Annotated in this window: 15 protein-coding genes; 6 read left to right on the plus strand and 9 right to left on the minus strand. The window is 60.3% G+C overall.

Annotated features, from left to right (window positions below; all coding sequences use genetic code 11):
- From ACZ51H_RS15375 to ACZ51H_RS15385, 3 genes are read right to left on the minus strand one after another with little or no spacing between them, the layout of a single operon-like run.
- Complete coding sequence (locus tag ACZ51H_RS15375; RefSeq protein ID WP_464802972.1) at positions 1–1,755, minus strand: N-acyl-D-amino-acid deacylase family protein; 1,755 nt, start codon at positions 1,753–1,755, stop codon at positions 1–3.
- Positions 1,752–2,606 (minus strand): hypothetical protein, encoded by an 855-nt coding sequence (locus ACZ51H_RS15380; RefSeq protein ID WP_464802973.1) that lies wholly within the window; start codon positions 2,604–2,606, stop codon positions 1,752–1,754. Before ACZ51H_RS15380 ends, ACZ51H_RS15375 begins: the two co-directional genes overlap by 4 nt.
- Positions 2,607–2,620: 14 nt before the next feature.
- The gene (locus ACZ51H_RS15385; RefSeq protein ID WP_464802974.1) at positions 2,621–3,481 is read right to left on the minus strand and encodes a TauD/TfdA dioxygenase family protein; all 861 of its coding nucleotides are present in this window, start codon (positions 3,479–3,481) and stop codon (positions 2,621–2,623) included.
- A 122-nt stretch (positions 3,482–3,603) separates the two neighbouring features.
- Between ACZ51H_RS15385 and ACZ51H_RS15390 the strand changes: the two genes are divergently transcribed.
- Complete coding sequence (locus tag ACZ51H_RS15390; RefSeq protein ID WP_464773120.1) at positions 3,604–4,854, plus strand: TetR/AcrR family transcriptional regulator; 1,251 nt, start codon at positions 3,604–3,606, stop codon at positions 4,852–4,854.
- A 50-nt stretch (positions 4,855–4,904) separates the two neighbouring features.
- Here the strand turns inward: ACZ51H_RS15390 and ACZ51H_RS15395 are convergent, their stop codons facing one another.
- Positions 4,905–5,612, minus strand: coding sequence for a TetR/AcrR family transcriptional regulator (locus ACZ51H_RS15395; protein ID WP_464773119.1), 708 nt, complete (start codon positions 5,610–5,612; stop codon positions 4,905–4,907).
- 116 nt (positions 5,613–5,728) lie between these two features.
- Positions 5,729–6,409 (minus strand): TetR/AcrR family transcriptional regulator, encoded by a 681-nt coding sequence (locus ACZ51H_RS15400; RefSeq protein ID WP_464802975.1) that lies wholly within the window; start codon positions 6,407–6,409, stop codon positions 5,729–5,731.
- A 199-nt stretch (positions 6,410–6,608) separates the two neighbouring features.
- Here ACZ51H_RS15400 and bktB point away from each other — a divergent pair, with 199 nt between their 5' ends.
- The 4 genes from bktB (at position 6,609) to ACZ51H_RS15420 (ending at position 10,912) form a co-directional block, all read left to right on the plus strand.
- Complete coding sequence (gene bktB, locus ACZ51H_RS15405; protein ID WP_464773117.1) at positions 6,609–7,790, plus strand: beta-ketothiolase BktB; 1,182 nt, start codon at positions 6,609–6,611, stop codon at positions 7,788–7,790.
- A 199-nt stretch (positions 7,791–7,989) separates the two neighbouring features.
- Positions 7,990–8,301, plus strand: a complete 312-nt coding sequence (locus tag ACZ51H_RS15410; RefSeq protein ID WP_464773116.1) for a hypothetical protein — start codon at positions 7,990–7,992, stop codon at positions 8,299–8,301.
- Positions 8,302–8,573: 272 nt separating this feature from the next.
- Positions 8,574–10,325 carry an N-acyl-D-amino-acid deacylase family protein gene (locus ACZ51H_RS15415; protein WP_464802976.1) on the plus strand — a complete coding sequence of 584 codons (1,752 nt, stop codon included), beginning with the start codon at positions 8,574–8,576 and terminating at the stop codon, positions 10,323–10,325.
- A 56-nt stretch (positions 10,326–10,381) separates the two neighbouring features.
- A complete protein-coding gene (locus ACZ51H_RS15420) occupies positions 10,382–10,912 on the plus strand; it encodes a VOC family protein (RefSeq protein ID WP_464773114.1) in 531 nt (176 codons plus the stop codon).
- A gap of 43 nt (positions 10,913–10,955) precedes the next feature.
- Here ACZ51H_RS15420 and ACZ51H_RS15425 read toward each other — a convergent pair whose 3' ends face one another.
- The 3 genes from ACZ51H_RS15425 to ACZ51H_RS15435 all read right to left on the minus strand — a co-directional run bounded on the left by ACZ51H_RS15425 (position 10,956) and on the right by ACZ51H_RS15435 (position 15,384).
- The gene (locus ACZ51H_RS15425) at positions 10,956–11,846 is read right to left on the minus strand and encodes a hypothetical protein (protein WP_460988434.1); all 891 of its coding nucleotides are present in this window, start codon (positions 11,844–11,846) and stop codon (positions 10,956–10,958) included.
- A 26-nt stretch (positions 11,847–11,872) separates the two neighbouring features.
- Positions 11,873–14,341: a TonB-dependent receptor gene (locus tag ACZ51H_RS15430; protein ID WP_464802977.1), complete on the minus strand. Its 2,469-nt coding sequence runs from the start codon at positions 14,339–14,341 to the stop codon at positions 11,873–11,875.
- Positions 14,342–14,634: 293 nt separating this feature from the next.
- Entirely contained in the window at positions 14,635–15,384 is a 750-nt protein-coding gene (locus ACZ51H_RS15435; protein WP_449469795.1) for a helix-turn-helix domain-containing protein, read from the minus strand.
- Between the two features lie 317 nt (positions 15,385–15,701).
- On the opposite strand from ACZ51H_RS15435, the gene ACZ51H_RS15440 reads away from it, so the two are divergent.
- Positions 15,702–16,154 carry a MaoC family dehydratase gene (locus ACZ51H_RS15440; protein WP_464802978.1) on the plus strand — a complete coding sequence of 151 codons (453 nt, stop codon included), beginning with the start codon at positions 15,702–15,704 and terminating at the stop codon, positions 16,152–16,154.
- A gap of 38 nt (positions 16,155–16,192) precedes the next feature.
- Here the strand turns inward: ACZ51H_RS15440 and ACZ51H_RS15445 are convergent, their stop codons facing one another.
- Positions 16,193–16,435 (minus strand): hypothetical protein, encoded by a 243-nt coding sequence (locus ACZ51H_RS15445; RefSeq protein WP_449469799.1) that lies wholly within the window; start codon positions 16,433–16,435, stop codon positions 16,193–16,195.
- Positions 16,436–16,443: the final 8 nt, after the last annotated feature.

Genomic DNA, 16,443 nt, shown 5'->3' on the forward strand with positions numbered 1-16,443 from the left:
TTACAACGCTCCGGCATATTCCTCCACCATGTTAGCTGGTGCGGTTTGAGCACCCCTGACCAGCCGCCCCGGCCGCGCGCCGGTCGCGTTGTCGGTGCGGCGGATGACTTCGCCCGAGACGATGGTGGCGACGAAGCCGGTGGCTTTCTGGTCCAGCCGCCTGCCGCCTCCCGGCAGATCATAACGTATATGGGGCGCATGAAGATGCAGGGTTTCAAGATCGATAATGTTGATATCCGCCTTGTAGCCGGGCGCGATCCTGCCACGGTCGCGCAGGCCCATGGTCTCTGCCGGGCGTGAGGTGAGGGCGCGGACGGCCTGAGGGATGCTGAGCTTTGGTCCGGCTCGATCGCGGGTCCAATAGGTCAGCAGGAAGGTGGGATAGCTCGCGTCGCAGATTGCCGCATAATGGGCGCCGCCATCACCCAGTCCCATGACCGTGTCCGGATGCGTGATCAGGTCATGCACCGTGTCGAGGCTGCCATTATAGAAGTTGCCGAGGGTGTTGTAGAGCATCCCCCTGCCATCGCCGCCGTTCATCATCAGGTCGTAGGCGACCTCTTCCGGTGTGAGGTTCACGCTGCGCGCTTGCGCTCCGACGCTGCTTTCCGCCGGTGGTTCATAGTTGGGCGGGTCGGACAGGGGGAAGATCCAGTCCCAGTTGCGGGTCATCATCGCCAGGGGATGGCCCTCATGCGGTTGTTCCGCGATGAGCTTTGCGCGAAATTCCGGGTCGCGCAGATGCGCGAGTTGTTGATCGAGGGGGAGAGCGGCGATCGCCTCATAGCTTGGGCAGAGCGAGAAGGGGTGGCTGGACAGTTCAAAGCCGCAGATCATGCCGACGGGGCGGGGGAGTATTTGCGGGCTGATCTTCAGGCCCCGCGCATTGGCTTCCTCGCAGATGCGCAGCGCGTCCTGCCAGACGGGTTCACCCGTGTTGGAGGTGCCGAGCGTGAAGGTGGCTGGCCGGTTTGCCGCCTTTGCGACGGTGAGAAGGTGAGAAAGCTCGTCGGTCCAGCTGGAGAAGGGGGCGTCCAGCACCATCTGCAACACGCCGGTATTCGCATCCCGCATGGCGCCCGTAATGGCTTTGAGTTCCTCGACATCGGCCTGATAGCTGGGGATATTCTCTCCGGCCTTTGTGCGATGGATGAGGAGGCGCGAGGTTGCGAAGCCGATCGCGCCCGCGTCCAAGGCTTCGCGGGTGAGGGCCTGCATCTTTTGCAGGTCGGCAGGGGTCGCGGTTTCGCGCTGCGCGCCGCGTTCGCCCATCACGAATACGCGCAAGGGGCTGTGCGGCAGAAGGGCGGCAATGTCGATGTCGCGGGGACGGCTTTCGAGGGCGTTCAGATAGTCTGGGAAGCTTTCCCAATCCCAGCTAAGCCCTTCGGCCATGACGACTCCGGGGATATCCTCGACACCCTCCATCAAGCGGATCAAACGGTCGTGATCAGCAGGGCGGCAAGGCGCGAAGCCCACGCCGCAATTGCCGATCACGACCGTGGTCACGCCATGGGAGGAGGAGGGGGAGAGTTCCTCCGACCAGATGGCCTGACCATCATAATGGGTATGGATATCGACGAAGCCGGGCGTGACGGTGAGGCCCGTTGCGTCGATGACTTCGCGAGCTTCTCCGGTAAAGGCGCCGACGCTGACGATTTTTCCATCATGGATGGCGACATCGCCAATGAAGGGCTCGCCGCCGCTGCCGTCGACGATGGTGCCGCCACGGATCAGCAGGTCGCATGCGTTCATTCGGCTGCCCTCGCGATGGGTTCGAGGCTGGTCTTGCCGTCGGACGCCCAGAAGGCGCCTTCTTGTGACGTATCGACCTCTTCGACGCCGCGCACGCCTAGCGCTTCCCGCGCTTCGGCCAGCGGCAGGTGGAATACGGTTTCGAGCTTCTTCATGAAGAGGGCGTCGCTTTGCTGGCCCACTTTCATGCCGCGCTGAATGGCGTTGACGGCGGTGGGCCACACTTCGGGATAATGCAGCATCGTGCGCACGGTGTAGCGGAGCGATCCGAAAATCTGGATCATGTTGACCTCCGCCGCGAGATGCGGGTTGCGCATATGTTTGGGCACGTTGGTCAGGCGATACCAATAGGGCACCAGCTCACCCATGAAATTGAAGCCGCCGCCGCAGAGGATATGTTCGAAGTCATGGGTCTGGCCGGAACGTAGATTGTAAAATTGAAGCTGCGTTTCCGGCTCTTTCCAGGGCGTGATCTGGATCTCATAATCTCCGGCAGTCATCTGCTGGTAGAAGATGCCGCCCAGGGAGCCGGGTTCATATTGTTGGAAATCTTCGATCTTGTAGGTGGAGAGGAAGCCTTCGCTGAACCAGGCGTCCAGTTCGGGATTTACCTTTCTCTCCTGCGTGAACATGTCCTCGATCGCGTCGAAGTCGCGGAGTGAATCCAGGATCGGGAGGAACTCGTACATTTCCGCAGGCGGGGGCACGTCGGGACCGTTTCGCCGCAACAGGATCATCGCCAGCCATTCGCGCAGGCGCGGATTGTTGAGATATTTGGACGATGAGATGAGTATGCTGCTGTCCGTTTCGACGGGCATCAGGCCGCGTGCGAGATAGGGAATGTCGACCATCTTTTGTCGTTCCTTCAATCAAGTACCAATTGCTTGTTGCCTGAACCCCAGGCGCTGATCCGTTCATCCCCCACCTTGAATTGCGGCAGCAGGTCGAAGAAGCTCTTGTCCGCGACGACGATGCGCTGGAGCCGGCGGGGCGTCATGCCGGTGAGGTCGCAGCGGGCATGCTGGAGGGCGATATTGTCCCAGATGACGAGGTCGCCATTATTCCAGTGGTGGCGGTAGACGCGATCTTCGCGATAGAGTTCGGCGAACAGGGCATTCAGCGTGGCGTCGCTTTCCGGCTGGTCCATGCCGGTGATGCGGGCGGTTTGCATGTCGCTGATATAGAGGATGGACTCGCCGGTCCGGGGGTGGGGGATGATGACCGGGCGTATCTGATGCGGCAGGTCGGTCGAACTGTCGTAGCCGACCGTACGGTGCGTTTGGATCGGGGCGATCACCGTGACTGCCTCCCGGCCTGCGACGGCGGCTTTCAGCTGGGGCGGCAGGGCGGCGGCCGCAGCCGCGCCGTTGGCGAAGTCGGTCCAGCTTTGTCCGTCATTTACGGCCACGGCATGCAGCGAGATGATCTTGAAGGGTTCTTCGGTGAAAGCCAGATCGCTGTGCCAGGTGAGCGGCCCCGATCCGAGGGCGCCATCGCTGGAGATTTCGCGATATTCACCGTGCGATCCCAGGACGCGGCCGAAATTTTCGAGCAGCCGGACCTGATCGGCCTCGCTGAGCTTCTGATTGCGGAACAGGATGAGCTTGTGGCGATCAAATAGCTCGGTCAGCCTTTGTTCGAATCCGTCGGGCAGCGGCCATTGCAGCCGAAGGCCGATTTCGACGCCGAACGGTTCGAGCGGCCGCTCCGTCCATGGCAATGCCATTTTATCGCTCTCCATCTTTCTATATGACCGAACGGTATCGAACCGTTCGGTTTTCGTCAAGAAGCATGGGTGCATCGGTGCCTGAGCCTGTTATAGCAGGTTCCAATGTGCGGGGATGCTGAATGAAAGTGGTAGCGGAGGCCGGGAGCCAACTGGCGTCGCCGCGCGTCCGGCATTTGCTGTCGTCGGCGTGCGCCCAGTTTGTCGAGCGCGGTTTTGACGCGGTGAGCATCGATTCGATCGCCCGCACCGCAGGTGTCAGCAAGGAAACAATCTACCGCTACTTCCCCGACAAGGAAGCGCTGTTCCGGGCGGCGCTGGATGCGCAGGGCGCGGAGTTCGATGCTCGCGCGGCGGCGGCGCATGAAAGTGCCGCGACAGGCGGGTCCGAACTGGCGGGACTTGCACGGGCGATTCTGGATTCGGCGCTGGATCAGGGAATGTTCGGCGCGCTCTGGGTTGCGGCTGGCGTCGCGCACAAGATGCCGGACCTGGCGTCGTCGTTGCAGAACGGGCAGGGCATGCGGCTGGAGCCGGTGCGGCTAGCGCTGGAGGATTATGCGAGGGAGAAGGGCGTTGACCGCCCGGTGCCGCTGGAACTGGCGCTGGATTTCGGATCGCTTGCGGTGGAAGGCCCGGTTGTCCTCATGGGCTTTCCTCCCGCTTCGCCAGAACATCGCGAGCGGATAGTGCAACAATCGGTGGCGCTTTTCGTTCAGGGTATCCGGCCGGGAGAGTCGAATGGCTTGCCTTCGCCGGAGCCGTTATTCGACGCCGAGCCGCCACTGCGTGAGGAGCCGCTTCCTCATATCCGGACCTTGCTCGATGTAGCAGGGCGCCATTTTCTGGATGAGGGCTTTGAAGGCGCCAACCTGAACCTTATCGGGGAAGAGGCACGGGTTGGGCGGGGTACGCTCTACCGGCATTTCGCCAGCAAGGCCGGGCTGTTTGCGGCTGCAATGCGTATAATGGCCGAAGACTGCGCGCGCGGGGCACAGTCGCCAGCGTTGCCGTCGGGTGAAGCCGATCCGGCGGCATTAAGCCGATATGTGGAAGCGGCCTTGGATAACCTGGCTTCCAGTCGCTCAATCCGGTTGCACCGCGTCGTCATCAGTCAGTCTCGCCGGGACGCTGCATTGGCGCGGGACGTCTACCTTATCCTGCGAAGGCCGTGGGTGACGGGGTTGATCCCCTGGCTGGAAAGCCTGGGCATCAAGGAGAGTGCGGACTGGCACGCGCGCCAACTATTGGTGCTTGCGATGCGTGGCAATCGTCTGCTGGCGGGCGGGCATTCCATCTCAAAGCTTGAACGGCGGCATTATGCGGAACGTGCGGCGTTGATGTTCCTGCGGGGGTTCGTGGCAGTGCTTTGAGCCTATCTCGAATCCACCGAAGCTGGTGAAGAAGGTTCCCAATTCACATCCTACGGCGTGACAGGCGTTCCCGATCGGATGAATGCCGCGGTTTCGGGCTCGCATGATTTCATCTGCTCCAGGAATCGCTGGATGCGTGGTTCCGCGACGCCAAGCCCGCGTGCGCAGAAGAGGATCGCGTCGCGCAACACGCGATCTTCCTCATAGGGTATCGCAGTCTTTTCATGGCAGCGCGCCACCAGCATCATCGTGCTGATATGTTCTATGAAAGCGCCGACATTCGTTGTCGAAAGCGCCTCTCCGGGTATTCCCCCGTCGGCCCGTGCCGCCTGCAACGCCTTTTCCAGATTGGGCAGTGTCAGGCGCAAGGCCCGGCGATAGACGAGGCGAGCGTAGCCTCCGTCGCCGGCAAGGCTGCCTAAGACCATGCGCAAGCCTTCTGCATTGAGGGCGTACATCCCGGCGGTCGCATATCTGAAGGTACGCCGCAAAATTTCGAGCAAGCCCTCTGTGCTGGCTTCGGCGTCACCGAATGATCGGAAGACCTTATTCTGGTCTGCGATCACCTCGCGCAATACGGCCCGATAAATGTGCGTCTTGGTTGGAAAATGGCGGAACAGCAGGGCTTCCGACACACCAGCGGCGCGGGCGATCTGCTGCGTCCGCGCGCCCTCTAACCCGTGGCGCGCGAAAACCGCCCTGGCCGCTGCAATGATGGAAGCGCGGCGACCGACGCTGGAAAGACGGGTGGCGGACATCGTTTGTACTATTACTCCGGGACCAGGCTGGGCGATCGGCGTCCCGCCTCGCGAAAAATGTGAGAAGGCAGTTTAAGGCGTTACGGATCGGAAACAAGGCAGATGCACGTTGACCGCTATTCCGGTGAGGCGCCTGCCATGACTTTCCCGTCAGGCTGGTCCTGTTCGATCGTCGCGATAAATCGGCTTAGCAGCGCCTTTTGCCGCTCGATCATCTCTGGAGACAGCGGGTCAATGCCTGCCAATCCTCGAGAAAGAGGGGCGGCCCAGAAATAGCCGAACATCATGTTGAAGATGGCAACGATCTGGAGGATCAGATCCTCGGCCGGAGGCTCGACCTCGGCCGCGCGTGTGATCCGCCGTCCATAATCCATCAGCCGTTCCACCCAGGCCATGCCGATCTCGTCCCGATCCGATGGGGGCGACAGGATCGACCGGATAAGCAGCATGGACACATTGGGATGCTGTGCCAGCACATCGATCAGCTTGTCGGACAGCGTGCGAAAGGAGGCTTCTCGCGGCGACCGGCTGATGGTCGCTTCCATCTCGTCCGCCAAGGGTTGGAGCGCCCGTTGCAGAACCTGCCGGTACAGGGCGTCCTTGCTTTCGAAATGCTTGTACAGGCCGGGCTGCTGGATATTTGCCGCCGCTGCGATGTCGCGTAATGCGGTCGCCTCATAGCCCTTCTGCGCGAACAGCAGTTCCGCCGTGTCGAGCAAGCGGTCGGCGGTGCGCTGGCCCTTGCTGGTGCGTTGGACGACATGTTCGCTGATGGCGCGCTGGGCGGTGCTGGTCATGGGTTTGTTCGTAACGGGCCGACCGGGATTTGGCCATATGTCGTGGCTGATCTGGTCGGCAAGCATAGCCATTCCTATATGGTCAGGCGCCGCCGCCACCCATGTGGCACGGTGCGCATTGTCCTTGACAGTTGCGTGTGGGGGCGCATGAGCGCCTGCAAGTGCGGAACGGCGCATCCCATTGCTCAGAGGATCAGAGATGGAAGATATTTATATTGTCAGCGGCGTCAGGACGGCGATTGGCGATTTCGGCGGCTCGCTGAAGCCCTTCATGCCTTCGCAGCTCGGCAGCATTGTCGTGAAGGAAGCGCTGTCCCGTGCCGGTGTGTCGGCTTCCGACGTTGAGCATGTCGTGATGGGTCAGGTGATGCCGACCAGTGCCCGCGATGGCATGCTGTCGCGCGCCATCGCCTTGCAGGCAGGGGTTCCGTTTGAGGTTCCGGCGCTGACACTGAACAGGCTTTGCGGATCGGGCGTACAGGCGATCGTATCGGCCGCGCAGATGATGAAGCTGGGTGAAGCGTCGATCACCGTCGCGGGTGGCGCTGAATCGATGTCCAATGTGCCTTATCATGATCATGGCACGCGCTGGGGCCGGAAGATGGGCGACAATCCGGTAGAGGACGCGCTGGTCTGCGGGCTTCAGGATGCGATCGGCGGATACCATATGGGCGTGACGGCGGAAAACTGCGCCGAACGGCATGGCATCACGCGCGAACAGCAGGATGCGCTGGCGGCCGAAGGGCATCAGCGCGCGGTGCGGGCTATCGCGGAAGGCCGGTTCAAGGAGCAGATCGTGCCGGTCGAGGTCAAGACGCGCAAGGGCGTGACCATTTTCGACACGGACGAACATCCCCGCGCCGACACCAGCGCCGAGACGCTGGCCGCCATGCGTCCTGCGTTCAAGAAGGATGGGACGGTTACCGCAGGCAACGCGTCCGGCATCAATGATGGCGCGGCCGCCGTCGTCCTGGCGACGGCAAGCGAAGTGGAACGGCGCGGGCTGAAGCCGCTGGCGAAGATACTTGCCTGGGGCCATGCGGGCGTGGAACCGGAATATATGGGTGAAGGCCCGATCAAGGCGGTGCCGGTTGCCCTGAAACGGGCCGGGCTGACGCTGGATCAGATGGACGTGATCGAAGCCAACGAAGCCTTCGCGGCGCAGGCTCTTTCGGTAGCCAACGCGTTGCAGTTCGATGGGGAAAAGCTGAACCCGAACGGGTCGGGCATCGCGCTTGGTCATCCTGTCGGCGCGACCGGCGCAATCCTGACGATCAAGGCGGCTTATGAACTGAAGCGGATCGGCGGCCGCTATGCCCTTATCACCATGTGCATCGGCGGCGGTCAGGGCATCGCGCTGGTGATCGAGAATGTCGACTGACGATTGAATGTCACGCCGAACCCCCGACATTCGGGGTTCGGCGTGATTGTCGATGCCTGTAGGAGAGCGGCTCTGCTGCTCTCGACGGCCCTATCCCGAACATGATGCGTCATGTTCTATCCTTATTTCGAGAACTCAATCATTTGTCGTGCGTTTGGACGAGGCGGCGGTTTGACCACCCGCTGGCATGGAGTAGATCATGTCCGTTCTCGTCGAGTTTCCCGGAGGCGTCTGCCACGAAGTTCCCAGTCAGCTCCGGGCGATCGGTCCTCGGCAGAATGGTGCGCCTGAATTCGAACAGGTGCCGCTCAACTGCGATCCCCAGTGGAAATTTGAACGCGAAGATGGCCGCTGGGTTGCGGTGCGTCGCCAGGGGCAGTTGTTGGCACTGCGCCCCGCTACTCCTGCGTGGTGGCATTTTGTCGCACTTATGATGGAGCCTGAACGGCTCTCTACAGCTACGGGCATTGCGGATCAGGGAGTCGACGGAGGGCTTCAATCGGCGGCTTGATAGGGAAGCGTTATCGTCCTGGTCAGGGCGCTTTGCGCCGCCGGGCCTTGATGGCCTCCAGTTGACCGATGCATCCTGGTCCCGATGGATGGGATCACCCATCAATCCCGATCGGGATCACTCGATGATCCTGTCACCCACTTGTCCGGCAGTGAACTTGCGGTGGTCGGCCGGGTCGCGATAGCCTGCATCCAGCACGATCGCCGGTGAACGGGCGACAGAGATGCAATGGCTTCGGCTCGAGGGAAAACAAGCCTCAAGAGGAGAGAGAGATGACGGACATGTTGATCCGTGGCGGCACGGTGGTCGATGGCACAGGCGCGCCCGGCTATGCTGCTGACGTGCGCGTGGCAGGCGGCAGGATCACCGAGATCGGCGCGGGTCTGACCGCCGTCGCCGGTGAGGAAGTGGTGGATGCCAGTGGGTGCTATGTGACGCCGGGCTTCATCGAAAGCCATACCCATTATGACGCGACGATGTGGTGGCAACCGGATCTGGACCCCTTGCCCGGCAACGGAGCGACCACGGTAATTCTGGGCAATTGCGGCTTTAGCGCCGCGCCGCTTTCGAAGGAGAAGGCCGCGCAGCTGGAGATGATCAAGATTTTCTCCTTCTTCGAGGATATTCCGTTGAAGCCCTTCCTCCAGAATGTCCCCTGGGACTGGGAGAAGTGGTCGGAATATAAGGCGTCGATGGCGCGCAACATCAGCCTGCCTGCCAATTACTCTGCGTTCGTTGGTCATATTGCCCTGCGTCTCGCTGCGATGGGCGTTGAAGCATGGGATCGCGCGGCAACGGCTGAAGAGATTGCGCGCATGGCCGAATTGCTGGAGGATGCGCTGGCCGCTGGCGCTCTTGGGTTGTCGGACAATCTGCACGATCATGATGGCGACGACCGCGCCATCCCGACATTGCTCGCCGATGATGCGGAATTCGAAGCGCTATTTGCGGTGATGGAGCGCTATCCCGGCACGACTTATCAGGTCATCATCGACACCTTCATGCGCAAGACGGGCCCGGAAAGCCTGGAGCGGCTTGGGCGGCTGACGAAAGGCCGGGCGATCCGTATGCAGGTGGCGGGTGGCATTCCGACGCTGGAATTCCAGAAGGATATTCTGCCCCGGTTGCAGGACACCCTTGCGAAGCTGAAGGAAGAGGGGATCGATGTCTGGCCCGGCTATGCGCACGTCTCGCCGACCAGCACGCTGAGCCTCGTCAAGTCGCTGATCTTCGCCCAGTCCAATGACTATGTCTGGCATGAGGTTGTCCTCGCCGAAACACCTGAGGAGAAGGCGCGCTTGCTTGCTGATCCCGATTGGCGGGCGCGGGCGCGGGAGAGTTGGGACACCAAGGCATGGCCCCATTCGCCGATGAATAATCCGCAGGACCTGTATCTGCTGGATAGCGAAAATGGCACCGGCCCCGTGGGCGGTACGTTGAAGGAATTTGCGGAGTCGCGTGGCCTGCACCGTTCGGACGCAATGGCGCAGTGGATTCTTGAGAATGGCACCAAATCCACCGTGCATATGGCGCCCTTCCCGAAGGATGAGGACCTGACCATCCAGCTGATGCTGGACCCGCAGACGGTGGGGAATATCTCCGACGCGGGCGCGCATCTTCAGATGCTGTGCGGTGGCGGCGAGAATATCCTGCTCTTCACCAAATATGTGCGGGAAGGCTTGCTGACGGTGGAGCAGGCGATCCATGTAAAAACGGGCAAGCTCGCCAATTTCTTCGGCCTCCATGATACGGGCGAGATCAAGGTCGGGCGGCGCGCCGACATTGCCGTCTTCAACCTGAGCGAGGTCGAATATCGCAATATGGAGAAGCGGTTCGACGTGCCCGATGGCGATGGCGGTACGACATGGCGCTTCACTCGTCCGGCTGCGCCCATGCGGCTTACGCTGGTGAATGGGGTCAAGACCTTCGACGGCAACCGCTATACCGGCGCCCGTCCGGGCGAATATCTGGTGCCCACCGCCGCGGCGAATGACGCGCTGGCTTCGTTGGAAGCCGCTGAATAAAGAAAAAGGGTGCGGGCGGTGCAGGCCGTTCGCACCCTGTCCTTGCAAATGGGAATATGAATTTGGCAAAATTCGGTGCGATCGACCAGATCGGGATATTGGTGGACGATCTCGATGCCAGCATAAATCGCTGGATCAGTCATTCGGGCGTGGGTCCATGGACCGTATTCCGCAATGTCGCGCTGGATGGCCAATATCGTGGCGAACCGACGCGCGTCACCATGCACGTCGGATTATCCTATCAGGATGGCGTGCAAATTGAGTTGATCGAGGCCACGAACGACGCCCCGTCACCCTATCGGGCTGATGATGGGTCGCGCTTGCTGGGCCTTCACCACATCGCTCGCATAGTCGATGATCTGGACGCTGCCGTTGAAATGGCGGTGGCGGGAGGCATGGAAGTGCTTTTCACGGCGCATAACCCTGCCACGCGCGTCGCCTATTTGCGCGTCCCCGGCGAGCCTGGCCAATTGTTCGAGTTTATCTGCGGCCCCGATATGCGCGGCATGTGCGAAGCGGGGATCGTGGCGGCCCGCGACTGGGACGGCAGCGATGCTGTAACGGTGATCGACTTCGCGGCAATGTAGTAGGCGGCTGCCCCTCATCAGAGGGGCAGCGCCAATCCTGATCTTACTCCGCCGCCATGGAGGGCATGCCCTGATGGCTTGGCCTCGGGTCCTCGCTGATTGCGGTGGTCCATGCCCATTCACCGGGCTTTGGCGGATTAGTGATGCCAAATTCCTCGCGAATATCTGTGACCTGCCAGTCGAGATAATCGCGATAAGGTATGAGGAAGAGGGGATGCTTCCAGTTACGCCCTTGTGCTGCGCCAATGTCTTCAGCATCGAGCTCTATCTTCACTGATTCAGGATAGAAAAGCCCGCTCTTCATCATCGTCTTGGCGCGCAGATAGGAACTGACGCGGTTGAAGAAGGATGCGAGTTCGGGCGTGAAATATTTATAAAGCGCTCGCATGTTCGCTGCCAGCAGCGCTATTTCACCGGCATGATTGGTTTCAAAACCCGTGATCATATGTTCGATGTCATGGGTATGGGTCCGCTCCTTCATGTAGAAGTCGAAATCGGTCTCTATCTCCATCCCCTGGAAGAAATGGTCCATATTATAGCCGCTATTGACCACGAAATCGTAGATCACGGCACGTAGCGTGCCGGGCTCAGCACCGGCCAGTTCCTCATTTTTGAACAGCGAGACTTTTTTGCCGTCCAGCCATGTCTTGAATTCAGGAAGCCGCGCCTTTTCTTCCTCGAACAGCTGGAAGATACGGGGCCAGTTTTCCAGTTCCATCAATATCTTCACGACATCGGGAATATAGGCCGTGTTAGGCAGTTCAGCGCCGTTCCGCCGCAGCATCTCCTGAGCGATCAGCGCGCGCAGTTGCGGGTGGTTGAGATAGGGCGAAGAACTGATCAAGACGGAGCTTTCGGTCGTGAAGCCCGGCCCCGAGCCATTATAATATTCAAAATCCGCGCTGCTTACGCGCGCCGCAATCTCGTTTTCCATCATGTCTCTCCTCTTCATTCTGTCTTTTAGAAACTCACCCCAAGTTCGACACCATAGGTCCGCCCGCGTTCGTAGCTGGCTATCAGTTGCAGCACGGGCGATCCGAACGGATTATAATGTTCGTTGAACAGGTTTTGGCCGAACAGCGACAGAGACGCCTTTGTCCCGCCCAAGGGCATGTCCACCCAGCCGATCCTGCCATCAACCAGCCAATATGCCTTGGTGTAGGCATATCGGTTCAGGTCCGCGCTATTGCCCGCAAGGTCGAAGAAGGGCGTTGAGACCAGCGGCGCGCGGCTGCGATAACGGCCGTCCACCCGTGCCGAGATATGGCCGCCCATGTTCATGTCAGGGCTGTCATATTGGACCGAGGCGCGGCCCTGCCATTTGGAGGCAAAGGTGGTGCGGGCAATGTCGGCAACTTCGACCCCGTTCAGGATGAAGCTCTTATAATCAAGGTCAGTATAGCTCAGATTGCCGCTCAATGTTAGCCCGCGCACCGGCACCAGATCGGCCTCAAGTTCAAAACCCTTGATGCTCGCCTTTCCTGCATTGTCAAAGAATTGGCGGCCATTGATAAAGTTCTGGGTCTGAAGATCCTTATAATCGCTGTAGAACAAAGCGATATTGGTCCGCAGCCGGTTGCCCCAGCTTTGCGTCTTCAGGCCGAGCTCATAGGCTGTTAGCGTTTCGGGTTTATAGGGGATGCCGCTCAATATGCCGCCAGCCACATAGCCGGTGGACACTTTGCCATAGGCGGTCACCTGATTGGTCGGCCGCCAGGTGACGATCGCCGCCCAGGTGGCCTTTTTGTAATCGACCTTGTAGTCGCCGACGCCCAACTGGCCGCCCTGCCCGCCGGATACTGCGAAGATCCGGTTTTCCCGCTTGTCGATCGTGTAGCGAATGCCGCCCGTCAAATCGATCGTATCGGTCAGATGATAGGTGAGCTGCCCATAGGCTGCGTAGCTGTCATTGATGGCGCGCGTCCGCGTCAGTCCGCTGCCGAATATGCTGTCGAGCGATGGGTTGAAGTCGGCCGCATTGACCACGCCGTCGCCGTTGATGTCGGCGGCAACTGGTCCAACCGGTACGTTGGGAATGACGCCCACGGTGGATGTATCCACGACGACGCCGTTCGCCACGGGTTGGAAGATTCCCAATATGTCTGTCGCCGGGGTATTTTCATGAAAGTAGAACAGGCCCGCGGTCAGGTCGAAGGCTTCGGATGTGACCTGGACCTGAAATTCCTGGGTGAACTGCTTCTGACTGGTCGATCGCGACGTCAGCAGGGAAAAGAAGGAATCGTTGGGCTGAGGCGCATTGTTGGGGTCGAGCACGGCCGGAATATTTTGTGCCAGCAATGCCTGCAATTGGAGGGTCGTAAATCGCAAACCTCCGGTCGCGCCAAGGTCGTAGATGTTCGGATCCTGCCGGAACTTGCGATAGGCAGTGATGCTCTTGAGCGTAATCTCATCGCTCACGGGATAGGTGAAGGTGAGGCTATGCCCTTGCGTCACTACATGTTCGGGACTGGTCGCATTGGCGACTGACGTCAGGCGATCAGTCGAAATATTGGTGATGCCGCCGAATAGCGGCTGGAAGGCGATAATCGGCGCCAACAACTGGCCTGATGCATCCGGGATGACGCCATAGCTCTGTATCGCCCGGCCGGTCGAACGCGCATCGGTATAGTCGAAGCGATAGTCGGCGGTCAGGTCGCCCAGATTCAGTCGTGCCGCGACGCCTACGCCATCGACATTGCGTTCGCCTAGCCGGTCGGCGATGCGTTGCACGCCGAATGACGGGTCGCGCTGACGCAGATCTATGGTGCGGCCGCCCAGGAGGTTGCGATAATCACCCTCAATCTCGTCATGAAGGTAGGACAGCTTGACCGACAAGGGGCCGAAGGCGGGCAGGTCGACGGATACTTTCGTCCGGAACGCCTCGTAATTGCCATAGGATACCGTACCGCGAACGCCGAACTCGCCCGTTGGAGCAGCCGTCACAAGGCTGATCGCGCCGCTTGTCGCGTTGCGGCCGAACAGCGTTCCCTGCGGGCCGCGCAGCACTTCTACACGCTGGATGTCGGACAGGTCGAAGATCGAGCCGACCGTGCGGCCGATATAGACGCCGTCCAGATAGATGCCGACTTTTGGATCGACCGCATTGTTGGACGTGCCGGAAGCCACGCCGCGAATGATGATCGTGGGATTGGATTGCAGGCCCTGCGTATTGATCTGAAGGCTGGGAGCCAGGCCAGCGAGGTTGCGCACATTGGTGACGCGCAACTGGTCAAGCTGGTCCGCGCCGATGGCGGTCACGGCGACGGGCACCTTTTGCAGGCTTTCCTCGCGCCGCTGCGCCGTCACTATGATGTCGGCCAGCTGCCCCTGAACCGCAGCCTGCGTGGCCGGGTCGGCAGTCTGCGCCAGAGCCGCTGTCGTGGCGAACGATGATATGCCCGCTAACGCAACGGCAATAGATGAACGCATGGCAATCCCCTTCCTTTCGTCGGGCGATGCCATCCCTCGATACGGCCGTGCTCCGTTTAGAAGCTCGGTCCACCATCCGGGGCCGAACACGCGTACGCGCATCCGAAAACGGACGTTTGGCGGTGTTCCGCCATTATATTGTTCATGATGCAGCCTGATCTGCGACACATGGCCGCGAGCCCTTTCTGCATCCTCTCCTGACAGCTTCGGCCACCGATCAGCTCTTCGGCCGAGCTATCTTGTTTGCATGCAGCGTGTCTTGAAATGATCCCTTCGTCAAGGGCCATCCACAATCAGCGAGGTTTCAGCGGCGCCACCGGACATGCAACTGCAAGAACAGCGTGCCATTCCCCGGGCAGGGCCGAGGTGCGACGATCCGCCTGCGCGATTTCCCGCAGTTCGGCCCTGAAACGCTCGATCCTTTCCGCGACACGCGCGACGCCCACGGGCGACAGCTTGACCGTTTCCACGCCGAAGATCGTATCTGGATCCCCATAGTTCAGATTGAAGAACAGATGCTTCATATGCTGTTCGAAATGCCTGCGCATGGGCTCGCGTTGCCACACATGGGCCGGGTCCAGCCGCGCACGTAGACGTCCTCCCGGCAGGCGATCGATCAGCGCCAACCTTTCCAGCCGTTCGACATGTTGCGCGATATGTTCGGGCGGTATGCCAAAGCCTTCCTCGGCTTCGGACACCGGCCAACCCGTGACGATGATGAAGAAAATGGTGGATAGTTCGGGGCTTGTGGTCAGCGCCTTTTCCTGCGCCAGCGTCAGCTTGTCGGATGACCGATCGCGCACGGCGGCCTCTTCGGCGATTTCGGTGAGCGTGGTGTCGGCGAGTGCGCACAGTTGCGACAAGGTGCGCAGGCCCAGCCCACGGCCATGCAGCCATCGTTTGACGGTGGCGGTGCCCACGCCAAGCTTTTTCGAGACGTCGGCCTGGGTCAGGCCCGCTGCTCGTAGCCGCCGTCGGAGCGCCGCCAGCAGCAGCTCATGTTCCATTCCGAAAGGGTCGTTGGACGGATGAGAGGGGCTCATCAGATGATCCCTTCCCACGCTGCAAGGATGATGTGGGCCGACCACGGCGCTAGATCATATTCCGCGATGTTTGATCGTGGATGGTTCCGCGATCGATATCCATCCCTCGACTCTTCGGCTGCACGGCTTTCGTGCAGCCGAAGCTTCTTGTCTTCTCCAGTCATGGCCTCTCCAGCTTATTCTTTTGGGAAGGGTAAGTAACTCGACGCCGCTGACAAGGTCCAACTGATCCTCATCACCACTGGAGTATTTTCCTATCGCATTCGCGCATGCTTGTGCATAGTTTTGCTCTTGGAGCAGCATGGGGGGTGAATGGAATGAGCCAGTTTTTCGATTATCTTCAGGCGCGGGCGGACGAGGAAGACGTGTCGGACTGGTTCCTGGTCAGTCAGGAGATGATTGACCAGTTCGCCGAAGCAACCAAGGATCATCAATATATCCATGTCGATCCGGAGCGCGCGAAGCAGTCACCCTTTGGCGGGACGATCGCTCATGGTTTCCTGACGCTTTCACTCCTGCCGCACCTGTGCGCCGATGCGCGAGGCGACATCGTTCCCGACGGCGCTACGGAGATCAATTATGGCAGCAACAAGCTGCGTTTCCTGGCGCCCGTTCGATCCGGCAAACGTGTGCGCGGAAGGTTCAAGCCGCTGGAGATCGTCGAAAAGCGGCCGGGGCAGATTCAGCTGACCACCGAAGCAACGGTAGAGATAGAAGGCGAGAGCAAGCCCGCGCTGATCTGCGAATGGATAACCCAGTTCCAGCTTTGATCCGGCAATCGTCGGCGTAAGCGGATTGGGCTATCCATTTAGGCGGCGGTGTTGGTCGCGTGCAGGCCGAAGGCCATGCGCGCGGCGTTGATGGTGTATTCATACTCCTCGCCGCCCGGTACGAGGTCGTGCCAGTTCTTGTGCGTGATCGCCGCGAAACTGTCCTGCCATATTTTGCAGGCGATCAGTTGTATTTCTGTTTCCTTGGGGGCGCGCTGTGCTTCCAGGCAGTCACGCAATATCGCGTGAAAAACGGCGCCCCTTAATGGTGCGTGTTTCATTGGCATCC

Source organism: Sphingobium sp. TomMM15 (assembly GCF_055397045.1).